Origin of the sequence: Micromonospora sp. NPDC048063, assembly GCF_043202855.1 — a bacterium.
Taxonomy (GTDB): domain Bacteria; phylum Actinomycetota; class Actinomycetes; order Mycobacteriales; family Micromonosporaceae; genus Micromonospora.
On record NZ_JBIDBG010000009.1, the window covers coordinates 112,726 to 137,560 of the forward strand.

Below are 24,835 nucleotides of genomic sequence, written 5' to 3' on the forward strand. Positions count from 1 at the left end.
CACCATACTGTGTGACGCACACTATCGTCCAGACCTACATCATGGTGCCCGAAGACAGCAGTGTGTTCCGGCGAAAAAAGACGGCGGCGAACCCCGCAGGGTTCGCCGCCGGTCGACGCGCGCTGGCCGGATGGCGGTGGGCTAGCCGCCGTGGGGCTTCCGTCGCGCGGGCTCCCCGGTCCGGTCGCCCTGTGGTGCGGACGCCGCCGCCCGGCCGAGGCGGTCCCGCAGAAACTCCTCGAACGTCAGCAGCCCAGGGAACCGGTTCCGCAGGCCGGCGATGTCGGCCCGGTATCCGCTCTCGGCGAACCATGCGTACATGCGCTGGTCGATGGGTTGCGGCTCCAGGCGGGTGGGGGTGCCGGTGAGCGCCTCGTAGATCTCGGCGACCCGGGTGAAGGTGAGCTCGTCACCGGCGATCTCGATCTGCGTGCCGAGGTGATCGGCGGGGTGCGCGAAGGCGTGCGCGGCGATGCGGCCGACGTCGTCCGAGGCGATCATCTGGATCGGTCGGTCGGGTACGACCTGTAGCCGCAGGACCCGTTCCCCCTCGGCGTCGGCGTAGTGGAGAAGGTTGTTCATGAAGAACGCCGGGCGCAGGACGGTCGCGGGGAGGTTCAACGCCTGGATGTGCCGCTCGATCTCTGCCTTGGTCTCGAAGTGGTCGATGCCGGTCCGGCGCTCCGCACCGCCCACCGAGCTGTAGACCAGGTGTGCGACGCCGGTCTCCCCGGCCACGTCGGCGACGGTCTTTCCCTGCCTGACCTCAGCCTCGAGGGTGTCCGGCGTGTGCGCCAGGGCCTGGACACTGAAGACACCGTGCACGCCGTGCATCGCCGTGCGCAGCGAGTCGGCGTCGTCCATGTTTCCCTCGACCAGGGTGGCGCCCTGCTCGTGAAGGAGGCGTGCGGCGGGCTTGGCCCGATCGCGTACGAGCGCCCGCACCTGCCAGCCGTCCCGGAGCAACCGGCGTGCCGTGGCGCCGCCCTGGTTGCCGGTCGCGCCGGTCACGAGAACTGTCTTCCGCTCTGTCATGACGGTCCAGCCTAGGGAAGTGGCTGGTCAGCGGGACGTCAAGGGGTCGACCACCGGGTGGGGCGCGCGCCTCGGCCGTCCCCCGCCGCGGCCGGGGAGATCCACACCACCCCGGCCCGCTCCGCCCCGCGCGGCGTCTGGAGCCGTCTCTTCCGGCGGCGATAGGGTAGGCCGACCGACCTCGACCATCCCATGATCCGACCCGGGGGGCGCCACGCATGGGCGATTCGTTCGCGCATCTGCACGTGCACACGGAGTACTCGATGCTCGACGGTGCGGCCCGGCTGAAGGACCTCTTCGCCGAGGTCAAGCGGCAGGGCATGCCGGCGGTGGCGATGACCGACCACGGCAACATGCACGGCGCGAACGACTTCTACAAGCAGGCGATGGCCGCCGGGGTCAAGCCGATCCTCGGCATCGAGGCGTACGTGGCGCCGGAGTCACGCTTCCACAAGCAGCGGGTGCGCTGGGGCCGGCCGGAGCAGAAGAGCGACGACGTCTCCGGCAGCGGCGGCTACACCCACATGACCATCTGGGCGCGGAACAAGACCGGCCTGCACAACCTCTTCAAGCTGACCAGCCGGTCGTACACGGAGGGGTTCTTCGTCAAGTGGCCGCGGATGGACGCGGAACTGCTCGCCGAGAACGCCGACGGGTTGATGGCGACCACCGGCTGCCCCTCCGGGGAGGTGCAGACCCGGCTGCGCCTGGGCCAGTACGACGAGGCGCTCAAGGCCGCCGCGCGGTACCAGGAGATCTTCGGCAAGGAGAACTACTTCCTGGAAGTCATGGACCACGGCATCAGCATCGAACGCCGGGTCCGCCAGGAGCTGCACGACATCTCCCGCAAGCTGGACATCCCGCCGGTGGTGACCAACGACTCGCACTACACGCACGAGGCCCAGGCCGAGGCGCACGACGTGCTGCTCTGCGTGCAGACGGCGGCGAACGTCGCCGATCCGAACCGGTTCCGGTTCGACGGCAGCGGCTACTACATCAAGTCCGCCGACGAGATGCGCGCCGTCGACAGCTCCGACCTCTGGCTGGAGGGCTGCCGCAACACCCTGCTGGTGGCCGAGAAGGTCGACCCCGCCGGGATGTTCGAGTTCCACAACCTGATGCCGCGCTTCCCGGTCCCGGAGGGGGAGACCGAGGAGTCCTGGTTCCGCAAGGAGACCTTTGCCGGGCTGGAACGGCGCTACCCCGGCGGCATCCCCGAGGGGCACGTCAGGCAGGCCGAGTACGAGCTGGGCGTCATCATCCAGATGGGCTTCCCGTCGTACTTCCTCGTGGTCGCCGACTTCATCCAGTGGGCCAAGAGCCAGGGCATCGCCGTGGGCCCCGGCCGCGGTTCGGCCGCCGGCTCGCTGGTGGCGTACGCGCTGGGCATCACCGACCTCGACCCGATCCCGCACGGCCTGATCTTCGAGCGGTTCCTCAACCCCGAGCGCGTCTCGATGCCGGACGTCGACATCGACTTCGACGAGCGCCGGCGCGGCGAGGTCATCAAGTACGTCACCGACAAGTGGGGTGAGGACAAGGTCGCCCAGATCGCCACCTTCGGCACCATCAAGGCGAAGGCCGCGATCAAGGACTCGGCCCGGGTGCTCGGCTACCCGTACGCGGTCGGTGACCGGATCACCAAGGCGATGCCCCCGGCGGTGATGGGCAAGGACATCCCCCTGGAGGGCATCTTCGACCCCAAGCACCCCCGGTACGCCGAGGCCGGCGAGATCCGGGGCATGTACGAGGCCGAGCCGGACGTCAAGAAGGTCATCGACACCGCCCGGGGCATCGAGGGGCTGATCCGGCAGACCGGCGTGCACGCCGCCGGCGTCATCATGTCCGCCGAGCCGATCATCGACCACATCCCGCTGATGCGCCGGGACTCCGACGGGGTCATCATCACCCAGTTCGACTACCCGACGTGCGAGTCGCTCGGGCTGTTGAAGATGGACTTCCTCGGCCTGCGCAACCTGACCATCATCGACGACGCGGTGAAGAACATCCAGCTCAACCACGGCAAGGAGCTGGACCTGCTCGGGTTGCCGCTGGACGACAGGGCCGCGTACGAGCTGCTGGCCCGGGGCGACACCCTGGGCGTGTTCCAGCTCGACGGCGGGCCGATGCGCTCCCTGTTGCGGATGATGAAGCCGGACAACTTCGAGGACATCTCCGCCGTCCTCGCCCTGTACCGACCAGGCCCGATGGGCGTGGACTCGCACACCAACTACGCGCTGCGCAAGAACGGCCTCCAGGAGATCACCCCGATCCACCCGGAGCTGGAGGAGCCGCTGCGGGAGATCCTCGCGCCCACCTACGGCCTGATCGTGTACCAGGAGCAGGTGCAGCGCGCCGCGCAGATCCTCGCCGGCTACACCCTCGGCCAGGCCGACCTGCTGCGGCGGGCGATGGGCAAGAAGAAGAAGGAGATCCTCGACAAGGAGTTCATCCCGTTCCGGGACGGCTGCCGGGAACGGGGCTACTCGGACGAGGCGATCCAGAAGGTCTGGGACGTGCTGGTCCCGTTCGCCGGCTACGCCTTCAACAAGGCGCACTCGGCGGCGTACGGCCTGGTGTCCTACTGGACCGCGTACCTGAAGGCGCACTACCCGGCCGAGTACATGGCGGCGCTGCTCACCTCCGTCGGCGACGACAAGGACAAGATGGCGCTCTACCTCTCGGAGTGCCGCCGGATGCGCATCCAGGTGCTGCCCCCGGACGTGAACACCTCCGCCGGGCCGTTCACCCCGGTCGGCAAGGAGATCCGGTTCGGTCTCGGCGCGGTACGCAACGTCGGGGCGAACGTGGTCGCCGCGATCATGCGCTGCCGGGAGGAGAAGGGCGACTACGCCGACTTCTACGACTTCCTCTCGAAGGTCGACGCGGTCGTCTGCAACAAGAAGACCATCGAATCGCTGATCAAGGCCGGGGCGTTCGACTCGCTCGGGCACTCCCGCAAGGCGCTGCTCGCGGTGCACGCGGAGGCCATCGACGCGTACGCCGACGTCAAGCGCAAGGAGGCCGTCGGCCAGTACGACCTCTTCGGCGCCGGCTTCGGCGACGCGGAGACCAGCAGCACCACCGTGATGCCGGTGATCGGCGAGGGGGAGTGGGACAAGCGCGACAAGCTCGCCTTCGAACGCGAGATGCTCGGCCTCTACGTCTCCGACCACCCGCTCTTCGGCCTGGAGCACGTCCTCGGCGCGGCGGCCGACTGCACGATCGCCGCCCTGTCGGAGGAGGGCACCGTCCCGGACGGGGCGGTGGTCACCCTTGCCGGCATCCTCTCCGGGGTGCAGCGCCGGGTCACCAAGCAGGGCCGGGCCTGGGCCTCGGCCACCCTGGAGGACCTGGCCGGCGGCGTGGAGGCGCTGTTCTTCCCCAACACCTACGAGGTGATCGGGCAGTACATCGCCGAGGACGCCATCGTGGTGGTCAAGGGGCGGGTGGACCGGCGCGACGACACCCCCCGCATCATGGCGATGGACATGTCCATGCCGGACATCAGCAGCAACCCGGCGAGCAAGCCGATCACCCTCACCATCCCGGTGACCCGGTGCACGCCCCCGCTGGTGGAGCGGCTCAAGGAGACCCTGGTGCTGCACCCGGGCGACACCGAGGTGCACGTCAAGCTGCTCAACGGCAGCAAGGTCACCACGCTGCGGCTCGGCCCGTTCCGGGTGGCGGCGACCACCGCGCTGATGGGTGACCTGAAGAGCGTCCTCGGCCCCGCCAACGTGAGCTGACGCCGCCAGGGCCGGCGCCGGGGCCGCGAGCGCCGGATTGGCCGTCCCGGTAGGCGCCGCGGGGGACTAGCGTCGGCGGTGTGGAGATCACACAGGCGCAGAAGCTGTGGCAGCCGCAGCCGGGTTGGCTGAACACCGCCAGCTACGGGCTGCCACCCGACCCGGTGTGGGACGCGGTGCAGGGGGCGCTGGCCGACTGGCGGACCGGGCGTACCTCCTGGGAGGGCTGGGGCGAGGCGACCGAACGGTCCCGGGCCGCCTTCGCCGGCCTGGTCGGGGTGCCGGCCGCCGACGTCACGGTCGGCAGCACCGTCTCCCAGTTGCTGGCCCCGGTCGCCGCCGCGCTGCCCGCCGGCGCGACCGTGGTGGTGCCGGAGGTCGAGTTCACCTCCAACCTCTTCCCCTGGCTGGTGCAGGCCGAGCGGGGCGTCCAGGTGCGCACCGTGCCGGTGGCCGGGCTGGTCGACGCGATCGACGCCGGCACCGACCTGGTCGCGTTCAGCCTGGTGCAGTCCGCCGACGGCACGATCGCCGCGTACGACGAGATCGTCGCGGCGGCCCGTGCGCACGGCGCGCTCGTCGCGGTGGACGCCACCCAGGCGTGCGGCTGGCTGCCGTTCGACGCGAGCCGAGCCGACGTGGTCGCGGTCGGCGCGTACAAGTGGCTGATGTCGCCGCGCGGCTCCGCCTTCGCCTACCTCGCCCCGGCGCTGCGCGAGCGGCTGCGCCCCGACGCCGCCGGCTGGTACGCGGGCAGCGACCCGCACGCCTCCTACTACGGCCCGCCGCTGCGCCTGGCCGACGACGCCCGCCGGTTCGACATCTCGCCGGCCTGGTTCAGTTGGGTCGGCACGGCCCCCGCGTTGGAGTTGGTCGCGGAGATCGGCGTGCCCGCCGTGCACGCGCACGACGTCGCGTTGGCCAACCGGTTCCTCGCCGGCCTGGGCCGGCCGACGGGCGACAGCGCGATCGTCACCGTGGAGGTGCCCGGCGCGGCGGAGCGGCTGGAGCGGGCCGGGGTCCGGGCGGCGGTCCGCGCCGGCCGGGTCCGGGCGTCCTTCCACGTCTACTCCACGGTGGACGACGTGGACCTCGCCCTGGACGCGCTCACCGGCTGAGCCGGGCGCGCGCCCAGGGCGAGGGTCAGCGCCGGCGGGCCGTCACTTGGCGCCGGTGATGATCCCGGGGTTGATGCAGAGTCCGGGGTTGCTGCCGTTGCGCTCGGCGATCTCCAGGCACCGCGACACCTTGTCGACCTTCGCGTTCGTCTCGGTGATCTGCTTCTGGATGGCGGCGTTCTTCCGGTCCTGCTCCAGGTTCCGGGTCTGGGCGAGCTTGTCCTGGAAGGCCTTGATGTTGCCCTCGGTCTTGTCGTCGTGGTTGACCCGGGTGATCGTGACCGACAGGATGTCGACGTCGCTGGAGAGCCGCGTCTCCGCGCTGGCCTTGATGCTCTCGGCGAAGGGCTTCAGGTCCACGTTCAGGTTGCCGGTGTTCGCGTCGATCTTCTCCAGCGGGTTGTACGTGGCGAAGGCGTCGTTGACGGCGCTGTCGAGCTGGACGCCCACCCGCTGACCCCGGAAGCTGTCGAAGTCGCCCTTGTAGTCCATGAACTGCTTCGGCGCGTTCTCCGGCCTGACCTGCCACTCGACGAGCACCTCGACGCAGGCGTCGGCGAGCGTGCCGGTGCGGACCCGGACGCAGTTCTCGCCGCCGATGTGGTCGTACTTCTGCCGGCCGGCGTCCCACTCGCCGACCTTCTGCCACGGGGCGACCCACTTCAGGCCGGAGCCGGTGACCTTGCCCGTCGGCTTGCCGAAGCTGGTGACGATCCCGACCGAGCGGATCGGCACGGAGTGGGCGCTGGAACCGACGACGAACACCACCACGCCGACGAGGCAGCCAAGCGCCGCCAGGGTGGCGGTCCGCTTCGTCGACCTGTTCGAAGCGGCGAGTGCGAGCAGGCCGGAGATCGCCAGACCGGCGGCGAAGATGATCGCAACAGTGAAGCCGAAGGGCATTCGCTCGGCACCTTTCGCGGGAGGGGGCCATCACCCTAGGGGCACGGGTCAAGGCGGGGCGCGGCCGGGGGCGCGGCCGTGGGGCGCCCACATGGGCGTGGTGCGGAGTGGTCCTGACAGTCAACATCGTCGATGTCGTCGGCCGGGGTGGCCGGGCGGCGAGTGGCGTTCCCACACGTCCGGGCGCCCCGGAATGTGGTGTCCATCGACATAGTTCGACATTCAGCACGGCCGTAGGTTTCCAGGACGCGACGGCCATGTGACCGCGGTCACCGACCCGGCCGTCGCGACACCTGCGAAGGAGTAGGCGATGGCCGGGCAAGCGCTCCTGTCGGCTCGCGGGCTGACCCGCGACTTCCGGGGCTTCCGGGCGGTCGACGGCGTCGACCTCGACATCGCGGCGGACAGCGTGCACGCGCTCGTCGGCCCGAACGGCGCCGGGAAGACCACCCTCTTCAACCTGCTGACCGGGTTCCTGCAGCCCAGCGGCGGCCGGATCGAGCTGGCCGGCCGCGACGTAACCGGGCTGCCGCCCGAGCAGGTCGCTCGGCTCGGCGTGGCCCGGTCGTTCCAGATCACCAGCCTCTTCCCGCAGCTGTCCGCACGGGAGCACGTCGAGCTGGCGTTGCAGAGCCCGAGCGGGCTGGGCTGGCGGTTCTGGCGCTCGGCGAAGCTGATGCGCCGCTACACCGACCGGGCCGGCGAGCTGCTCGACATGGTCGGGCTGGCCGAGCTGTCCGAGGCCCCCGCCGAGGCGCTGGCGTACGGGCGCAAGCGGGCGCTGGAGCTGGCCATCGCCCTCGCGCTGGACCCGAAGGTGCTGCTGCTCGACGAGCCGACCGCGGGCATGGGCCTGGAGGACGTCGACCGCACCGTCGACCTGATCGCGCGCGTCCGGCAGGGCCGGACCGTGGTGATGGTCGAGCACAACATGAGCGTGGTCGGGCGGCTCGCCGACACCGTCACCGTCCTGCAGGCCGGCAAGGTCCTCGTCGAGGGCCCGTACGAGCAGGTCCGCGCCGACGAGCGCGTGATCACCGCATACCTGGGAGCCGCTGATGCTGCGCATTGAGAACCTGTCCGCCTGGTACGGCGAGGCGCAGGTGCTGCGGGAGGTCAGCCTGGACGTCTCCGCCGGCGAGGTGGTGACCCTCGTCGGGCGAAACGGGGCTGGCAAGTCCACCCTGCTGCGCTGCGTGATGGGCCTGCACACCGGCCAGCGCGGCACGGTGGAGCTGGACGGTCGGGACGTCGGGAAGCTGCCCGCGTACCGGCGGGCTCGGCTGGGGCTCGGCTGGGTCCCCGACGACCGGGGCAGCTACGCCACGCTGAGCGTCACGGAGAACCTCACCCTGCCCCCGACGGTCGGCCCCGACCCGTGGCCGCTGGAGCGGGTGTACGAGGCGTTCCCCGCCCTCTACGAGCGACGGGACTCGGCCGCCACCATGCTCTCCGGCGGCGAACAGCAGATGCTCGCCCTCGCCCGCGTGTTGCGGATGGGCGCCCGGCTGCTGCTCTGCGACGAACCGACCGAGGGGCTCTCGCCGCTGCTCGTGCAGCAGGTCGGCGACCTCCTGCGCGAGGCCAAGCGGCACGGGGTGACCGTGCTGCTGGTCGAGCAGAACCTGCACTTCGCCACCGGCGTCGCCGACCGGCACTACCTGCTGGCCGAGGGACGCATCGCGGAGGCGATGGAGAACTCCGAGGTGCAGTCGCGGGAACGCGAGCTGCTGTCGTACCTCGGCATCTGATTTTTCGATTTCGACGACCCGCGCGCCGCGCGGGGGTGGAGGGATGAGCATGCGTAGGACGGTGGGTGTGGCCGCCGCGTCGGCGGCGGCGATGGTGCTGGTCGCCGGCTGCGGCGGCGGTGGTCCCCAGTCGGGCGGGGACCAGAAGCTGACCGGGGGCAAGATCGTGCTGGGCGTGCTGAACGACCAGTCGGGTGCGTACTCCGAGCTGTCCGGCAAGAACTCGGTCAAGGCCGTCGAGATGGCCATCGCCGACTTCAAGGCGAAGCACGGCGACAAGGCGGTGACCGGCGACATCACCGTGGAGACCGCCGACCACCAGAACAAGCCCGACATCGCCAACAGCAAGGCCGCCGAGATGTTCGACCGCAAGGGCGTCGACCTCATCCTCGACGTGCCGACCTCCTCGGCCGCGCTCAAGGTCGCCGACGTGGCGAAGGAGAAGAAGAAGCTCTACTTCAACATCGGGGCGGCCACCACCGACCTGACCGGCAAGAGCTGCAACAAGTACACCTTCCACTACGCGTACGACACCTACATGCTGGCCAACGGCACCGGGAAGACCACCACCGAGCAGGTCGGGAAGAACTGGTACATCCTCTACCCGAACTACGCCTTCGGCCAGGACATGGAGAAGAGCTTCTCGAGCGCGATCACGGCGGCCGGCGGGACCGTCGTCGGCAAGGACGGCGCGCCGTTCCCGAACACCAGCGGCGACTACTCGACGTTCCTGCTCAAGGCGCCGACGCTGAACCCGAAGCCGCAGGTGCTTGGCACCATGCAGGCCGGCGCCGAACTGGTCAACGTGGTCAAGCAGTACAACGAGTTCAAGCTCCGGGAGAAGGGCGTCGGGCTCGCCGTGGGCCTGATGTTCATCACCGACATCCACTCGCTGACCCCGGCCGCGCTCGCCGGCACCACGTACACCGACGCCTGGTACTGGAACTTCGACGCCAAGAACCGGGAGTTCGCCGACCGGTTCCAGAAGGAGACGGGCACCCGGCCGTCCTTCGCGCACGCGGCCAACTACTCCGCCGCCACCCAGTACCTGGAGGCCGCGCAGGCCGCCGGCACGGACGACGCCGACGCCGTGGTCAAGGAGTTGGAGGGCAAGACCGTCGAGGACGTCTTCCTGCGCAACGGCAAGATCCGCGCCGAGGACCACCGGGTCATCCACGACGCCTACCTCGCCCAGGTGAAGCCGCAGTCCGAGGTCAGTGAGCCGTGGGACTACGTCAAGGTCCTCAAGACCATCCCCGCCGCCGAGGCGTTCCGCGCCCCGTCGGCGGACTGCAAGATGTGACCAGGGCATGACCGGCTTCTTGCAGAACACGTTCAACGGGTTGGTGAGCGGGGCGTTCTACGCCCTGCTCGCCCTCGGGCTCGCGGTCATCTTCGGGATGCTGCGGGTGGTCAACTTCGCCCACGGGGCGTTCTACATGCTCGGCGCGTTCGGCGCGTACGTCCTGCTCAGCGAGGCGGGCGTGCCGTTCTGGGCGGCGTTGGTGATCATGCCGGTGGGGTTGGGCCTGCTCGGCATGGCACTGGAGCGGGCCTTCATCCACCGGCTCACCCGGCTCGACCCGCTCTACAACTTCCTGCTCACCTTCGGCCTCACGCTGATCCTCCAGGACCTGGTGAAGCTCCGCTACGGCGTGCAGTCCAGCCCGTACGAGACCCCGTCCGCGCTGAGCGGGTCGGTCGACTTCGGGCTCTTCGACTTCCCCACCTACCGGGTCTTCATCCTGGGCTTCGCGGTCGCCGTCTGCGTCGGCGTCTGGTGGGTGCTGACCCGCACCCGGATCGGGATGGTGGTCCGGGCGTCGACCGAGCGGGCCGAGCTGACCCAGGCGTTCGGCATCAACGTCGGCCGCTGGGTCACCCCGGTCTTCGGCTTCGGCATCGGCCTGGCCGCGCTCGCCGGGGTGCTGGCCGCGCCGATGCGGGCCGTGAACCCGCTGATGGGCGCCGACCTGATCATCGTGGTCTTCGCGGTGGTGGTGATCGGCGGGCTCGGCTCGATCTTCGGGTCCGTGGCCGCCGGCTTCGGCATCGGCCTGGTCCAGGCGTGGGGCGAGGCGTACCTGTCCGACTTCCCGATCGTGTCGCAGACGATCGTCTTCATCGTGATGGCCGCCGTGCTGCTCTGGCGTCCGGCCGGGCTGTTCGGCCGTGAGGAGGCACCGGCATGACGAGCACCGTCGACACCGCGACCGACGCCGGCCGCCCGGCGCCGAGATCCGGGCTGGTCGCCGTCACCCGGGCGCCCGGCTGGGTCCGGTACGCGCTGCTCGCCGTCGGGCTGCTGGTGGCGTTCTGGCTGCCCAACGGGCTCTACCCGGCGGTGGCGGTGGACATCCTCTGCTGGGCGCTGTTCGCCGTCGCCGTGGACCTGCTGCTCGGCTTCACCGGGCTGATGTCCTTCGGGCACGCGGCCTTCTGGGGCGCCTCCGCGTACGTCACCGGGTTGGTGGCCATCCACGCCGGCCTGCCGTTCCCGGTGGCGGTGCTGGCCGGGGCGCTCGCCGCGGCCGTGCTCGCGGTGCCGATCGGCTACCTGGCCGTGAAGCGGACCGGCATCTACTTCGCCATGGTCACCCTGGCGTTCGCGCAGATGGTCTACTACGTGGCCAACGAGTGGCGCTCGGTCACCCGGGGCGAGAACGGCCTGCAGGGCGTGCCCCGCGAACTGTTCGGGTTGGACCTCACCGACGACTACTACTTCTACTACGCGATCCTGCCGATCGTGCTGCTCGGGCTGGCCGGCGCCTGGCGGATCGTGCACTCGCCCTTCGGCCGGGTGCTGGTCGGCATCCGCGACAACCCCGCCCGCGCCCGCGCGCTCGGCTACCCCGTGCACCGCTACAAGCTGACCGCGTTCGTGCTGTCGGGCTTCATCGCCGGGCTCGGCGGCGGGCTGTTCGCCGTCGGCCACCGCTTCGTCTCCCTCGACGTGCTGCACTGGACCACCTCCGGCAAGGCCGTCATCGTGGTGGTGCTCGGCGGGATCGGCACGCTCTGGGGCGGGGTGCTCGGCGCGGCCATCCTGGTCCGTCTGGAGGACTGGCTGTCGTTCTCCGGGTTCGAGGCGATCGGCCTGGTCACCGGCAGCATCTTCGTCCTCGTCGTGCTGGTGTTCCGGCGCGGCATCTGGGGCAGCGCCGCCGCCCTGGCCACGCGCTGGCTGGCAGCCCGCCGCCGGTGACCCCACGCGGGACGCGCATCAGCCGGCGCTCCCCATACCGCCCCTGACCGCCCACCCGCTCCCCGCCCACCCGCTCCCCGCCCACCCGCTCCCCGCCCACCCGCTCCCGCCCACCCGCTCCCCGCCCACCGCTCCCGCCCACCCGGTCGGTTGCCCCGCCCGCGCCGAGATCTTGGACAGTTGCCGTTCGCACCGAGCGGCAACTGTCCAAGATTCGGTGGCGGGCTGCGGCATGCGCCGACGGCCGGCGCCCCGTGTCGGGGTGCCGGCCGTCGGTGTCGAGATGTGCCGCCGGCCGGCACCCGTCACGGGTGCCGGCCAGCGATCCCCCTTGTGGTGAATGTCTGTGTGTCAGCTGTTCCAGTGTTCGGCGACGAGGTCGGCGGCCTGCTGCTCCCACTGGGCGTAGTGGTCCGGGTACGCCGACACCTGCACCGTCTGCGCGGCCTCGGTCAGGGGCATGTCCTGCCACCCGTCGACCTGCTTCAGACCCTTCAGGAACGCCGTCGTCGAGTACTCCGGGTCGGTGATCTGCTCCACCGTGCCCCAACCCGAGGACGGGCGCTGCTGGAACAGGCCCTGCGAGTCGTGGTCGTTGCGGTCACCCAGATGACCCAGGTTCTCCAGCTTCGACTCCTGCAACGCCGTCGCGATCGACACCACCGCGGCCCGCTCGTCCATCCCGGCCTTCTTCGTCGCCGCGATGATCGCCTTGGCGTTGGCGACCTGCTCGTCGGTCAGGTCGATGCGCGACTGCGCGCCCTGCACGCCATGCGGGATCAGCTTCGACTTGTCCACGGCCGGCTTGTCAGCCTGCACCGCCACCGCCACGGGCTTACCCGACTCGACCGTCGGGGCGGCGTGAGCAGCAGCCGGACCGGCGAACACACCACCGGCAAAAGCCAGACCAGCAACACCAAGAACGCTCTTACGCAGGATCGTGTTCATCAGATGCTCCATTCGGGGGTTGGCACCACACGCCGAAGGGGGTTCAGCGGAGGCGCAAGCACCGTCCGGCGCTCAAAGAAATCGGGGGATCCGGCGTCACACGCCGGGGAAGAATCAGACCGGCCCTCTGGAGACCGGGAGCGGCCCGTGTCGCGGGGCGGGGGTTGCCCTCGCCGGGCCGGGACCATGTGTAACGACCGGCGGCCCACCAACATTCCGGGGGCCTGCACGCCAGCCCGCCGGGGGCGGCGCGGTCTTGCTCGGCCGTACGCAGGGTGTAACGACCCCGACCCGGCCACGATTCCGCGCCCACGATGCCCCCGGTCACACCCCGAAACCGGACCCACGGGACGTCGCGGCCCGGCCCGTGTCGGGCTGCCTCCACAGGTGGGGCACACGGTGCCGCCGCGGACGACGACCGAGCCTGCGGTGACACGTGGTCTCCCAGACGGGGCAGCTCGACGCCAACCGGACATCCAGGCGCGGACGGCGCGCGACCGCCCACGGGGTGTGGCCCGCCGTGCCCCCGGCGCAGGGATCAAGCCTGACCGCCCGGACCCGGGCACGGCGGGCCACACCCCGCGACGACGCACCGCAAGCACACGCCACAGAAGATGCCGGGGCCACGGCACCGCGAGAGCCACAACCGCACGTGACCGCCGGCACATCAGATACGAACCGGTTCCGTATCGAAACCTCACCCCCTAAGCTGACCCCAAATACGAGTCTGACCCGTATCGAAAACGGGGCCGGGGGGAGAACCAGAGATGCAACCGCACGAGAACACCGGACATCCGAGGAGGTGGGCGATCCTCGGGGTGCTCGTGATCAGCCTGCTCGTCGTCGTCCTGGACAACACCATCCTCAACGTCGCGCTGCGTACGCTCGCCGACCCGGTGCACGGCCTCGGCGCGAGCCAGGGCGAGCTGGAGTGGTCGATCAACTCCTACACCCTGGTCTTCGCCGGCCTGCTGTTCACCTTCGGCGTGCTCGGCGACCGCGCCGGGCGCAAGCGTTTCCTGCTGGTCGGCCTGGTGCTCTTCGGGCTGGCGTCGCTGCTGTCGGCGTACGCGCAGAGCCCGGCGCAACTCGTCGCGGCCCGCGCGCTGATGGGCGTGGGCGGCGCGGCCATCATGCCGGTCACGCTCTCGATCATCTCCAACGTCTTCGACCCACGGGAGCGGGGCCGGGCGATCGGCGTCTGGGCCGGCGCGGTCGGCCTGGCGGTGGCGATCGGCCCGATCCTCGGCGGCGCGCTGCTGGAGCACTACTGGTGGGGCTCCGTCTTCCTGATCAACGTGCCGGTGGTTGCGCTCGGGGTGGTGCTGGTGGCGATCCTGGTGCCCGAGTCGCGGGACCCGAACCCGGGACGCGTCGACGTCGTCGGCGTGCTGCTGTCGGTGGTCGGCCTGGTCGCCCTGACGTACGGCATCATCGACGGCGGCGAGCACGGCTTCGGCCGCCCGGTGGTCTGGGCCGCGATCCTCGGCGGCCTGGCGGTGCTGGCCTGGTTCGTCGCGTACGAGCGGCGCAGCGACCACCCGTCGCTGGACGTGCGGCTGTTCCGGGTGCCCCGCTTCGCCGCCCCGGTGGCGATCGTCGGGCTGATCTTCTTCGCCGCGATGGGCGTGATGTTCTTCAGCTCGTTCTACCTGCAACTGGTGCGCGGCTACAGCCCGCTGGAGACCGGCCTGCTCTTCCTGCCCTTCGCGGTGGCCCAGCTCGTCTTCGCCCCGCGCAGCGCGGCGATGGTCCGCCGGTACGGCGGCAAGGCGGTCGCCGTGGTCGGGCTGGCGCTGACCGTGGTGGCGCTCGGCGCGTTCGCCTTCGTCGGCGAGAGCACCCCGATCTGGGTGGTGCTCGTCTTCTTCTTCCTCCAGGGCGCCGGAATGGCCAACATCATGCCCCCGGCCACGGAGTCGATCATGTCGGCGCTGCCGCGGGAGAAGGCCGGGGTCGGCTCGGCGGTCAGCAACACCGTCCGGCAGGTGGCCGGCGCTCTCGGCGTGGCGGTGCTCGGGTCGGTGCTCTCCGCGGTCTACCGTGCCGACGTCGACTCCGCGCTGCGGGACCTGCCCGCCGGGGCACGCGAAGCGGCCGGCGAGTCGATCTCCGGCGCGTACGCCGCGGCGGGTCAGCTCGGGCCGGCGGCGCCGCAGCTGATCGCGGTGGCCGACGACGCCTTCGTGGGCGCGATGCACTGGGCCGCGGGCCTCGCCGCCGCGGTCGCCGCGGTCGGCATCCTCGTGGTGCTGCGCTGGATGCCCGGCCGCGCCGCGGCCCCGGTGGCGGCGCCGGCACCGGCGGGTGAACCCGAGTTGGCCGGGACCGCCTAGGTTCGGGGACAATGTCCGACATGACTTCCGCCGCCGATGCTCCGCGGTCGCCCGGGCGACCGCGGAGCATCCGCGCGGACGAGGCGATCCTCGAGGCCACCCTCGACCTGCTCGCCGAGGGCAGCACGATCGAGGCTCTCTCGATCGAGTCGATCGCCGCCCGGGCCGGCGTGGGCAAGGCCACCATCTACCGGCGCTGGCCCGGCAAGGACGCATTGCTGACCGACGCGCTGCGCCGGCTCAAGGGCCAACCGCCGGCGCCGCCCGGCCGGTCGGTCCGCGACGACCTGGTGGTGCTGGTCGGCGCGGTCGGGCACAACATCGACCCGCGGGCGGCGCGGATCATGCCCTGCCTGGTGCCGCGGGTGAACCGCAGCCCGGACGAGTACCAGCTCTACCAGAGCATCATCGAGCCGCGCCGGGCGCTGATGCGGGAGGTGCTGCGCCGGGGGATCCGCACCGGCGAGCTGCGCGCCGACATCGACGTCGAGGTCACCATGGCGATGCTGACCGGCCCGATGCTGATCCAGCGGGTGCTGCGCTGGCACCCCGACCTCGACGAGGCGTCCCTGCCGGAGAAGGTCGTCGACGGCGTCCTGGACGGCATCCGCGCCCGCTGACCCCGGCCACCGCCCCGGTCCCGCACGCCGGTACGGCCACCCGGTCCCGCACGCGACACGGCCGGCGGGACCGTCACCCGGTACGGCCGGCGGGACCGTCAGCCGGTACGGCCGGTCGGACCGTCAGCCGGCCGGCGTACGCAGGCGGTGCAGGCGCAGGGCGAGCTGGACCTCCAGCGCCCGCTCCGGCTTCTGCCAGTCCGCGCCGAGCAGCTGCCCGACCCGCTCCAGCCGCTGGGTCACCGTGTTGACGTGCACGTGCAGCAGCTCGGCGGCTCGGGCCAGGCTGCCGCCCACCCCGAAGTACGCCTCCAGCGTCTTCACCAGCGCGGTGCCCCGGCGGGCGTCGTAGTCGACCACCGGCCCGATGGTGGCCGTCAGGAACCGGTCCACGTCCTTGTCGCCGCCGTCGCCGACCGCACCCAGCAGCAGCCCGACGAAACCCAGCTCGGCGGTGCTCGCGCCCTGCCCCGACCGGCCCAGCGCGCCCAGCGCGGTGAGGCAACGGTCGGCCTCGGCGAACGAGGTGGCCAGCGACGCCGGCCCCGTCGACGGGCCGCTCGCCCCGGCGGTCACCGGCCGGCCGGTCACCCGGGACAGGTCCCGGGCCACCGCCCGGGCGTTGCCGCCCGCGTCCCGGCCCGGCAGCATCAGCACCACCCGCCCGTCGCGGGCCGCCGCCAGCCCACCCCGCGTCGAGGCGTACGTGGTGGCCCACGACAGCACCCGCTGCCGGGCCGAACCCGTCGCGGCGATCGCGTCGTCGCCGACCGCCACCAGCACGTGCGGCGCGTCCAGGTCCACCCCGAGCCGGCGGGCCCGGCTGCGCAGCGCGTCGGTGTCCCGCAGCGGCCGGGCGATCAGGTCGTCGAGCAGCTCGCCCCGGACCCGCCCCTCCGCCTCGGCGACGGTGCGCCGGAACAGCAGCAGCAGCGCGGTCACCAGCGACGCCCGCTCCAGGATCCGCTGGTCGGCGTCGACCAGTTCGTCGTCGGGGCGCAGCACCAGCGCGCCCATGTTCTCCGCGCCGGCCACCACCGCGGCGTACCAGAGCGGCCCCCGGCGCACGCTGCGGCCCTCCGTACGCGACGCGGCCACCGCCTCCACCATGTCCGCCCGGTCCGGCTCGTCGATCTCGCCGACCCGGGCCAGCAGCCGGCCCTCCGCGTCCAGCGCCAGCAGCGCCCCGCCGAGCACGTCGGTGACCGCCGCGGCCACGTCCTCCACGCCGCCGCCGCGCAACACCAGCGCGGTCATCCGGTCGTGCGCCGCCGCGGCCCGCTCCACCGAGCTGCTGTGGGCCCGGATGGTGGTGTTCGCCGCCGACAGCTCCTCCAGCGCCGCCCTGGTCTCGGCGAGCAGCCGCGCGGTGTCGATCGCCACCGCCGCGTGCGCGGCGAGGGACACCAGCAGCGCCACCTCCTCCCGCACGAACGGCCGGGCCGACCGGTTGGCCGCGTAGAGCACGCCGATCGAGGTCGAGCCGAGCCGCAGCGGCACGCCCAGGATGGCCACCAGGCCCTCCTCGCCCACCCCGGCGTCGATCTCGCCGGTGTGGTGGAAGCGGTCGTCCTCCGGGTAGTTCGCCGTGACGTACGGGGCACCGGACTGGGCCACCAGGCCGCCGAGACCGGCGCCCATCGGCAGCCGCAGCCGCTGGAAGCGGGCGGAGACCGAGCCGTCGGTGACCCGCATGTAGGTGTCGCCGCGCTCGTCGTCGTTGAGCGTCATGTAGGCGACGTCCGCGCCGAGCAGGTTGCGTGCCCGGTGCACGATCGCGCGCAGCACGTCGTCGAGGTCGCGCAGCCCGGCCAGGTCGCTGACCGTGTCGTACAGGCCGGAGAGCTCGACCTCCCGGCGGCGGCGGCGTTCCAGCAGCGCGCGGACCCGCAGCGCCACCGTCTTGGCCTGCTCCAGCTCGGCGAGCCGGTCGGGCGGCAGCCCGGCGGCGCGCGCGGCGACGAGCGGCCCCTCGAACTCCACCGCGGCGGCCTCGCGGGCGAGCAGTTCCAGGAACTCCACCGGTGACGACATGACCGACATTGTGCGGCTCGCCACTAGTTCGCCGTCCAGCCCCCGTCGAGCGCGATGGACGCGCCCGTGATGAACGCCGCCGGCGGGGAGCAGAGGTACGCCACCAGCTCCGACACCTCCTCCGGCTCGATCAGCCGCTTGATCGCCGCCCGGGCCAGCATGATCTTCTCGACCACCTCCGCCTCCGGGATGCCGTGGCTGGCCGCCTGGTCGGCGATCTGGCTCTCCACCAGTGCGGTCCGCACGTACGCCGGATTGATGCAGTTGGCGGTCACGCCGTGCGCGGCGCCCTCCAGCGCCACCACCTTCGACAGCCCCTCCAGGGCGTGCTTCGCCGAGACGTACGCCGACTTGTACGGCGAGGCGCGCAGCCCGTGCACCGAGGAGATGTTGACGATCCGCCCCCAGCCCTTGGCGTACATGTGCGGCAGCGCCCGGCGGATGATCAGGAACGGCGCCTCCACCATCACCCGGTGCAGGTAGGCGAAGCGCTCCGCGGAGAACTCCTGCACCGGCGCCACGTGCTGGAGGCCCGCGTTGTTCACCACGATGTCCACGTCCGCGTCGAGCCGGTCCACCGCCTCGGCGTCCGCCAGGTCCACCCCCTCGGCCCGGCCGCCGGCCTCCGCCGCCACCGCCTTGGCCGCCTCGATGTTGCGGTCCACCACCAGGACCTTGGCGCCGGCGGCCCCGAGCCGCAGGGCACAGGCGCGGCCGATGCCGCTGCCGCCCCCGGTCACCAGGGCGGTACGACCAGCGAGGTCGACGTGTACGACGTGGGGCACCGCCACGGGTTCTGCCGTCATGGCGCATGAAGTTACGAGCTGTGTGTCCGGGCGCACATGGGGCGGCGGCACATACTCGACGGCCGGAGTGTGTGGTCCACGCGGCACATCGGCGGCGTGTCGGCGCGCCCGGCGTGTCCCCGGCACCGGGCCGTCGTCCGGCTCGGTAGGGTGTCGAACACACGTACTGCTGACGGCTGGGGGAGGAGGCGGCGTGCGGGTGCTCGGCGTCGACCCGGGGCTGACCCGGTGCGGGGTCGGCGTGGTCGAGGGCGTGCCGGGGCGGCCCTGCACGTTGGTCGCCTACTACGTCGTCTACACCGACCCCGGCGACGAGCTGCCGCTGCGTCTGCTGCACCTGGACCGCTCGCTCACCGACCTGGTCGCCGAGCACCGGCCGGACAGTGTCGCCGTCGAGCGGGTGTTCAGCCAGCACAACGTCCGCACGGTGATGGGCACCGCCCAGGCCAGCGGGATCGCCGTGCTCGCCGGCGCCCGCGCCGGACTGCCCGTGCAGACCTACACGCCCAGCGAGGTGAAGGCGGCCGTGACCGGTTCCGGTCAGGCCGACAAGGCCCAGATGACGGCCATGGTCACCCGGCTGCTGCGGCTGCCCGAGCCGCCGAAGCCGGCGGACGCCGCCGACGCCCTCGCCCTGGCCATCTGTCACGTGTGGCGCGGCGGGACGCGCTCCAAGCTGGCCGCCGCGGCCGACCGGGTACGACGAGGAGGAGCCAGATGATCGCCAGCGTGCGCGGGGTGGTGACCGCGACCGGTCCGGACCACGCGGTCGTGGAGGTCGGCGGGGTGGGCCTGGCGGTGCAGTGCGCCCCCGGCACCCTCGCCGAGCTGCGGGTCGGCCAGCCCGCCCGGCTGGCCACCAGCCTGGTCGTCCGGGAGGATTCGCTCACCCTCTACGGCTTCGCCGACGACGACGCCAAGCAGCTCTTCGAGCTGCTGCAGACCGCCAGCGGGGTCGGCCCCCGGCTGGCCCAGGCCGTGCTCGCCGTGCACACCCCCGACGCGGTACGCAAGGCGATCGCCAACGCCGACACCGCCGCGCTGACCCGGGTGCCCGGCATCGGCAAGAAGGGCGCCGAGCGCCTGGTCCTGGAGCTGCGCGACCGGGTCGGCCCGGTCCCGGTCGGCGCCGACGGGGCGGCCGGGGTGACCGGCGGGGCGTGGCCCGAGCAGGTGCGGCAGGCGCTGGTCGGGCTGGGCTGGACGGCCGGGCAGGCCGACCAGGCGGTCGCCGCGGTGGCGGAGACCGTCGACGGTGACGTGCCGCCCGTGCCGGTGCTGCTCAAGCAGGCCATCCGACTGCTGGGCCGCACCCGGTGACCGGTCCCGACGGCAACCTGGTCTCCGCCTACGTCAACGACGCGGAACTGGACGCGGAGGCCAGCGTCCGGCCGAAGCGGCTGGAGGAGTTCATCGCCCAGCACCGCGTGCGCGACCAGCTCGACCTGCTGCTCCAGGGCGCGATGCGGCGCGGCTCCCCGCCCGATCACATCCTCCTCTCGGGCCCGCCTGGCCTTGGGAAGACGACGTTGGCCAACATCGTCGCCGCCGAGCTGGGTTCGGGCATCCGGGTGACCAGCGGCCCGGCGATCGAGCGTTCGGGCGACCTGGCGGCCATCCTGACCAGCCTCGCCGAGGGCGACGTGCTCTTCATCGACGAGATCCACCGGATCGCCAAGCCGGCCGAGGAGCTGCTCTACAGCGCGATGGAGGACTTCCGGGTCGACGTGATCGTCGGCAAGGGCCCGGGCGCGACCGCCATCCCGCTGGACGTCGAGCCGTTCACCCTGGTCGGCGCGACCACCCGCTCGGGCCTGCTGACCGGGCCGATGCGGGACCGCTTCGGCTTCGTCGCGCACCTCGACTTCTACTCCCCGGCCGACCTGGAGGTGCTGCTGCGCCGGTCGGCCCGGATCCTCGGCGTGCCGATCACCGACGAGGGCGCCGCGGAGGTCGCCGGCCGTTCCCGGGGCACCCCCCGGATCGCCAACCGCCTGCTGCGCCGGGTCCGCGACTTCGCCGAGGTCCGCGCCGACGGCGTGGTCACCCTGGAGACCGCCCGGGCGGCCCTGAAGGTGTACGACGTCGACGCGCTCGGCCTGGACCGGCTGGACCGGGCGGTGCTGACCGCGCTGGTCGACTCGTTCCGGGGCGGGCCGGTCGGCCTGTCCACCCTCGCCGTGGCGGTGGGGGAGCAGCCGGACACGGTCGAGGAGGTGTGCGAGCCGTTCCTGGTCCGGGCCGGCCTGCTGGCCCGTACGCCGCGCGGCCGGGTCGCCACCGAGGCTGCCTGGCGGCACTTGGGGCGTACGCCACCGAATGGTACATTTGGCACGGATGCCCCTGTCGCGCCCGATCTGTTCTCTGCGGATGCTGATCAGCCGTGATGCGAACGTGATCTGTGCCGCATTCGGCGTTCCCAGGTGCAGGGATTAGACTCGCGCCGGTCTGTACAGGACGTGAGAATCCGCCTCCGCTCCGGCACACCCGTGCCGGGTCGGCGGCCAATGGGAAGGTCTTTCACCGTGCTTTACGCAGCAGAGGGCGGCGGGGGTGCCGGCAGCCTGACGCCGATCCTCATGATCGCTCTGCTCTTCGGCGTCATGTACTTCATGATGATCCGCCCCCAGCAGAAGCGCCGCCGCGAGGCGGCGGACATGCAGTCCGCCCTCGCCCCCGGCGACGAGGTGGTCACGATCGGCGGGCTCTACGGCACGGTTACCGGGGTGGACGACGACACCGTCCTGCTGGAGGTCGCGCCCGGTGTGCAGACCCGGTACGCCCGCCCGGCGATCGCCCGGGTGGTCAGCCAGGCGGAGCGTCCCGCCGAGCCGGCCGCCGAGGACGCGGACGCCGTCAAGGAGTGAGGCGTCGCTCCCGCCCCGGGGCGGCGGTCGCCGGCTCGCGGTGACCGCCGTGCCGGAAGGGGCAGCGGAGACGACGTGAAAACTGGATAGTTGGGCCCGACGGCGGGAGCCGGCACGTCCACGCTCCGCTCGGCGCCCCCGCGCCGCGACGTCGGGGCCCGCGCGCCGGCCTCCGACGCCGGCCCGTCAGGATCGCCGGCCGCACCGGCCGACACCCGCCGCACCAGCGGCGCGACCGTACAGGGAGACAGGACAGCCGTGGCACCACCTCAGGGACAGATGCGCCCCGGACGGCAACTGGCCGTGCTCGGGCTCATCTTCGTCGTCCTCTATCTTTTGGTGTTCTTCGCGGGCGGCGCCAGCGGCGGCCTGAAGGACCGGCTGGAGCCCAAGCTCGGCCTGGACCTCGTCGGTGGCACCCGGCTGACGCTGGAGGCGACCAACACCGTCGACGGCCGGGCCCCGACGGCGGAGAACCTCGAGGAGGCCCGCCAGATCATCGAGAGCCGCGTCAACGCCTTCGGCGTCGCCGAGGCCGAGGTGGTCACCGAGGGCAACCGCAACATCGTGATCTCCCTCCCCGGTGAGAACCGCGACATCACCGAGGTCGGCAGCGCCGCCGAGCTGCGCTTCCGCAAGCTGCTCAAGGCCGCCGACGGCAGCGGCGCGGCCGCCGCCCCGGCGCCGACCGCCACCCCGGCGCCGTCCGGCAGCGCGACCCCGGCCCCGTCGGGCAGCGCGAAGCCCTCGGGCAGCGCCTCCCCGTCCGGCACCGCCGGGCCGAAGGTGACCCCGTCGGCGAGCGGCGGCCAGGGCGGCATGGCGCCGGCGCCGAGCGCCAGCCCGTCGGCGTCGGCTCCGGCCTCGCCGAGCGCCGCGGCGCCCTCGCCCAGTGCGAGCAGCCAGCCGGTGCCGCAGAGCGTCGAGGAGCAGCGCAAGGCCGTCGAGCAGAAGGTCGGCGCCGCCGCCTGGGCCGCCGCGAGCGGCCTCCAGGCACCGGCCGACCTGACCGCCGACCCGTCGCTGGCGGAGAAGCTCAAGCCGTTCGCCGCCCTCGACCCGCGCGAGGTCGCGGTGCTGCCGGCGCAGATGCAGTTCAACGTGCCGCAGATCAGCTGCGCCCAGCTCGACAAGCGGCCGCCGGCGTCGATCTCCGCCCCCGACCAGCAGGTGGTCGCCTGCGAGGACGGCGCCGCGAAGTACCTGCTCGACCAGGCGAAGGTGCTCGGCACCGACGTCGACGACGCCAACGCGGTGCTCGACCAGACCAGCCAGTGGGTGGTCAGCCTGGACTTCTCCGGCCCGGGCCAGGACAAGTGGACCAACCTGACCCGCGAGGCGTTCAACAACGAGGGCCAGGCCTGCGACGCCACCGCGCTCGGCCAGGACGGCAAGTGCCGCGTCGCCGTCGTGCTGGACAACGAGATCGTCTCCTCGCCCGAGATCCAGGGCGTGCTGACCGGCAACTCGCAGATCACCGGCAACTTCACCCAGAAGGACGCCAGCACCCTCGCGGGCCAGCTCCGCTACGGCGCGCTGCCGGTCACCTTCGAGGAGCAGGAGTCGCAGAACGTCACCGCCACCCTGGGCGCCAGCCACCTGCGGGCCGGTCTCCTCGCGGCGGGCATCGGCATGCTGCTGGTCATCATCTACTCGTTCTTCTACTACCGCCTGCTCGGCTCGGTGATCTTCCTGAGCCTGATCCTGTCGGCGCTGCTGGTCTTCGGCGCGCTGGTGGTGCTCGGCCGGCAGATCGGCTTCACCCTCACCCTCGCCGGCATCGCCGGCATGATCGTCTCGCTCGGTGTGGCGGCGGACTCGTTCGTCATCTACTTCGAGCGGCTCAAGGACGAGATCCGGGAGGGGCGCAGCCCCCGCAGCGCCGTGCCGCGCGCCTGGATCCGGGCCCGCCGGACGATCATCTCGGCCAACGCGATCACGCTGATGTCGGCGGTGGTGCTCTACGTGGTCTCGGTCGGCGCGGTGAAGGGCTTCGCCTTCGCCCTCGGCCTGGCGACCGTGCTGGACCTGGTCGTGGTCTTCCTCTTCCGGCACCCGATCATGACGATGTTCGCCCGCACCCGGGCGTTCCTGTCCCCGCGGGTCAGTGGTCTCGGGCGGGCGCTTCCGGCCCGGACGGCCGACGAGGCCAAGCCCCGCAACCCGCGCGTGAAGGAGGCCTGAGATGGCAAAGAGTGGTCTCGCGAGCCGCCTCTACCGCGGCGAGGCCGGCCTCGACATCATCGGCCGGCGCAAGCTCTGGTTCGCCGTCGCCGGCACGCTGATCCTGCTGGCGCTCCTCAGCTTCGGGCTGCGCGGGTTCCACCTCGGCATCGAGTTCGCCGGCGGCAACTCGTTCCAGGTCCCGGCCAGCGTCGGCACCATGGAGCAGACCGAGGCGAAGGTCAAAACGGCCCTCGCCACGGCCGGCGACGGCGCCAACGTGGTCACCACGCAGAAGGTCGGCGGCACCGGCGGCGACTTCTACGAGGTGCGCACCACGCAGCTCAGCGCCGAGCAGGCCAACGCCGTCAAGGTCGAGATCGCCGAGGAGTTCGGCATCGACCCCACCACCATCAGCGGCAACCAGGTCAGCGAGGCGTGGGGCAGCCAGGTCACCTCCCGGGCGATGCTCGGTCTGGTCATCTTCATCGCGCTGGTGATGGTCTACCTGATCCTGCGGTTCGAGTGGCGGATGGCGGTCGCCGCCGTCTCCTCGCTGATCATGAACCTGATCCTCACCGCCGGCGTCTACTCGCTGGTCGGCTTCGAGGTCACCCCGTCGACGGTCATCGGCTTCCTCACGATCCTGGGCTTCGCGCTCTACGACGTGGTGGTGGTCTTCGACAAGGTGCAGGAGAACACCCGCGGCATCACCGCGAACAACAACCAGACGTACGGCGAGGCGGCCAACCTGGCGATCAACCAGAGCCTCATGCGGTCGCTGAACACCTCGGTGGTGGCGCTGCTGCCGGTCGGTGGTCTGCTCTTCATCGGTGCCGGCCTGCTCGGCGCGGGCACCCTGAAGGACCTCGGCCTGGTGCTCTTCGTCGGTATGGCGGTGGCGTTCCTGACCTCGATCCTGCTGGCCACGCCGCTGCTGGTGCTGCTCAAGAACTACGAGCCGCGGATCCAGGCGCACAACAAGCGGGTGCTGGCCCGCCGGGGCGCGATCGCCCGCGGCGAGGTCACCCCGAAGGGTGCGCCCCGCACCGGGGAGGCCGCGGACGAGCCGGTCGACCCGGAATCGGCGGCGCTGGCCGGCGCCGCGCCGAAGGTGGGCGCGCGGCCGGCGGGGAAGCGGTCGACCGGCGTCCGGGGCGGGCGTCCGGCCGGCGGCGGCAACCGGCCGGGCGGCGGAAAGCGGCGCTGACCTGGGCCGGAGACACCCGGTAGGAATCGAACCGGCGGCGTCCTTCATGCTGTGCGAGCAGCAGGGAGGACGCCGTCGTCGTGGAAGGGG

At 71.9% G+C, this 24,835-nt stretch carries 20 protein-coding genes; 15 read left to right on the top strand and 5 right to left on the bottom strand.

Annotated elements, in window-relative coordinates:
- Positions 1 to 141: 141 nt before the first annotated feature.
- Positions 142 to 1,035 (bottom strand): NmrA/HSCARG family protein, encoded by an 894-nt coding sequence (locus ACGFZ2_RS22155; protein ID WP_393456379.1) that lies wholly within the window; start codon positions 1,033 to 1,035, stop codon positions 142 to 144.
- A gap of 218 nt (positions 1,036 to 1,253) precedes the next feature.
- Between ACGFZ2_RS22155 and dnaE the strand changes: the two genes are divergently transcribed.
- Both dnaE and ACGFZ2_RS22165 read left to right on the top strand, forming a co-directional pair.
- On the top strand, positions 1,254 to 4,784 hold the full coding sequence (gene dnaE, locus ACGFZ2_RS22160; RefSeq protein WP_393456382.1) for a DNA polymerase III subunit alpha: 3,531 nt from the start codon (positions 1,254 to 1,256) through the stop codon (positions 4,782 to 4,784).
- 80 nt (positions 4,785 to 4,864) lie between these two features.
- Positions 4,865 to 5,902: an aminotransferase class V-fold PLP-dependent enzyme gene (locus ACGFZ2_RS22165; RefSeq protein WP_393456385.1), complete on the top strand. Its 1,038-nt coding sequence runs from the start codon at positions 4,865 to 4,867 to the stop codon at positions 5,900 to 5,902.
- 42 nt (positions 5,903 to 5,944) lie between these two features.
- Here ACGFZ2_RS22165 and ACGFZ2_RS22170 read toward each other — a convergent pair whose 3' ends face one another.
- Positions 5,945 to 6,805 (bottom strand): SPFH domain-containing protein, encoded by an 861-nt coding sequence (locus ACGFZ2_RS22170; RefSeq protein ID WP_393456388.1) that lies wholly within the window; start codon positions 6,803 to 6,805, stop codon positions 5,945 to 5,947.
- A gap of 310 nt (positions 6,806 to 7,115) precedes the next feature.
- On the opposite strand from ACGFZ2_RS22170, the gene ACGFZ2_RS22175 reads away from it, so the two are divergent.
- From ACGFZ2_RS22175 to ACGFZ2_RS22195, 5 genes are read left to right on the top strand one after another with little or no spacing between them, the layout of a single operon-like run.
- Entirely contained in the window at positions 7,116 to 7,877 is a 762-nt protein-coding gene (locus ACGFZ2_RS22175) for an ABC transporter ATP-binding protein (protein WP_350685486.1), read from the top strand.
- The gene (locus ACGFZ2_RS22180) at positions 7,864 to 8,556 is read left to right on the top strand and encodes an ABC transporter ATP-binding protein (protein ID WP_393269651.1); all 693 of its coding nucleotides are present in this window, start codon (positions 7,864 to 7,866) and stop codon (positions 8,554 to 8,556) included. The genes ACGFZ2_RS22175 and ACGFZ2_RS22180 overlap by 14 nt, the downstream gene beginning before the upstream one ends.
- Before the next feature lie 43 nt (positions 8,557 to 8,599).
- The gene (locus ACGFZ2_RS22185) at positions 8,600 to 9,859 is read left to right on the top strand and encodes an ABC transporter substrate-binding protein (protein ID WP_357701467.1); all 1,260 of its coding nucleotides are present in this window, start codon (positions 8,600 to 8,602) and stop codon (positions 9,857 to 9,859) included.
- Between the two features lie 7 nt (positions 9,860 to 9,866).
- Entirely contained in the window at positions 9,867 to 10,748 is an 882-nt protein-coding gene (locus ACGFZ2_RS22190) for a branched-chain amino acid ABC transporter permease (protein ID WP_357452299.1), read from the top strand.
- Complete coding sequence (locus ACGFZ2_RS22195) at positions 10,745 to 11,761, top strand: branched-chain amino acid ABC transporter permease (RefSeq protein ID WP_393456391.1); 1,017 nt, start codon at positions 10,745 to 10,747, stop codon at positions 11,759 to 11,761. The genes ACGFZ2_RS22190 and ACGFZ2_RS22195 overlap by 4 nt, the downstream gene beginning before the upstream one ends.
- Positions 11,762 to 12,112: 351 nt before the next feature.
- Here ACGFZ2_RS22195 and ACGFZ2_RS22200 read toward each other — a convergent pair whose 3' ends face one another.
- Positions 12,113 to 12,709 (bottom strand): hypothetical protein, encoded by a 597-nt coding sequence (locus ACGFZ2_RS22200; protein ID WP_393450161.1) that lies wholly within the window; start codon positions 12,707 to 12,709, stop codon positions 12,113 to 12,115.
- Between the two features lie 767 nt (positions 12,710 to 13,476).
- On the opposite strand from ACGFZ2_RS22200, the gene ACGFZ2_RS22205 reads away from it, so the two are divergent.
- Together ACGFZ2_RS22205 and ACGFZ2_RS22210 are read left to right on the top strand one after the other, a co-directional pair.
- Positions 13,477 to 15,045 (top strand): MFS transporter, encoded by a 1,569-nt coding sequence (locus ACGFZ2_RS22205; protein WP_393456394.1) that lies wholly within the window; start codon positions 13,477 to 13,479, stop codon positions 15,043 to 15,045.
- An 11-nt stretch (positions 15,046 to 15,056) separates the two neighbouring features.
- Complete coding sequence (locus ACGFZ2_RS22210) at positions 15,057 to 15,665, top strand: TetR/AcrR family transcriptional regulator (protein ID WP_393456397.1); 609 nt, start codon at positions 15,057 to 15,059, stop codon at positions 15,663 to 15,665.
- Positions 15,666 to 15,788: 123 nt separating this feature from the next.
- Here ACGFZ2_RS22210 and ACGFZ2_RS22215 read toward each other — a convergent pair whose 3' ends face one another.
- Both ACGFZ2_RS22215 and ACGFZ2_RS22220 read right to left on the bottom strand, forming a co-directional pair.
- Positions 15,789 to 17,708: a helix-turn-helix domain-containing protein gene (locus ACGFZ2_RS22215; protein ID WP_393271059.1), complete on the bottom strand. Its 1,920-nt coding sequence runs from the start codon at positions 17,706 to 17,708 to the stop codon at positions 15,789 to 15,791.
- Positions 17,709 to 17,722: 14 nt separating this feature from the next.
- Positions 17,723 to 18,505, bottom strand: a complete 783-nt coding sequence (locus tag ACGFZ2_RS22220; protein ID WP_393271061.1) for a 3-hydroxybutyrate dehydrogenase — start codon at positions 18,503 to 18,505, stop codon at positions 17,723 to 17,725.
- Positions 18,506 to 18,698: 193 nt separating this feature from the next.
- Here ACGFZ2_RS22220 and ruvC point away from each other — a divergent pair, with 193 nt between their 5' ends.
- From ruvC to secF, 6 genes are all read left to right on the top strand, one after another.
- On the top strand, positions 18,699 to 19,226 hold the full coding sequence (gene ruvC, locus ACGFZ2_RS22225; protein WP_350686934.1) for a crossover junction endodeoxyribonuclease RuvC: 528 nt from the start codon (positions 18,699 to 18,701) through the stop codon (positions 19,224 to 19,226).
- The gene (ruvA, locus tag ACGFZ2_RS22230) at positions 19,223 to 19,825 is read left to right on the top strand and encodes a Holliday junction branch migration protein RuvA (RefSeq protein ID WP_350709043.1); all 603 of its coding nucleotides are present in this window, start codon (positions 19,223 to 19,225) and stop codon (positions 19,823 to 19,825) included. Before ruvC ends, ruvA begins: the two co-directional genes overlap by 4 nt.
- Positions 19,822 to 20,892: a Holliday junction branch migration DNA helicase RuvB gene (gene ruvB / locus ACGFZ2_RS22235; RefSeq protein ID WP_393456400.1), complete on the top strand. Its 1,071-nt coding sequence runs from the start codon at positions 19,822 to 19,824 to the stop codon at positions 20,890 to 20,892. The genes ruvA and ruvB overlap by 4 nt, the downstream gene beginning before the upstream one ends.
- Before the next feature lie 138 nt (positions 20,893 to 21,030).
- Positions 21,031 to 21,372: a preprotein translocase subunit YajC gene (gene yajC, locus ACGFZ2_RS22240; RefSeq protein WP_357704261.1), complete on the top strand. Its 342-nt coding sequence runs from the start codon at positions 21,031 to 21,033 to the stop codon at positions 21,370 to 21,372.
- A gap of 258 nt (positions 21,373 to 21,630) precedes the next feature.
- Entirely contained in the window at positions 21,631 to 23,556 is a 1,926-nt protein-coding gene (gene secD / locus ACGFZ2_RS22245; RefSeq protein WP_393271068.1) for a protein translocase subunit SecD, read from the top strand.
- 1 nt (position 23,557) lies between these two features.
- Positions 23,558 to 24,745 carry a protein translocase subunit SecF gene (gene secF / locus ACGFZ2_RS22250; protein WP_393271069.1) on the top strand — a complete coding sequence of 396 codons (1,188 nt, stop codon included), beginning with the start codon at positions 23,558 to 23,560 and terminating at the stop codon, positions 24,743 to 24,745.
- Positions 24,746 to 24,835 lie beyond the last annotated feature (90 nt).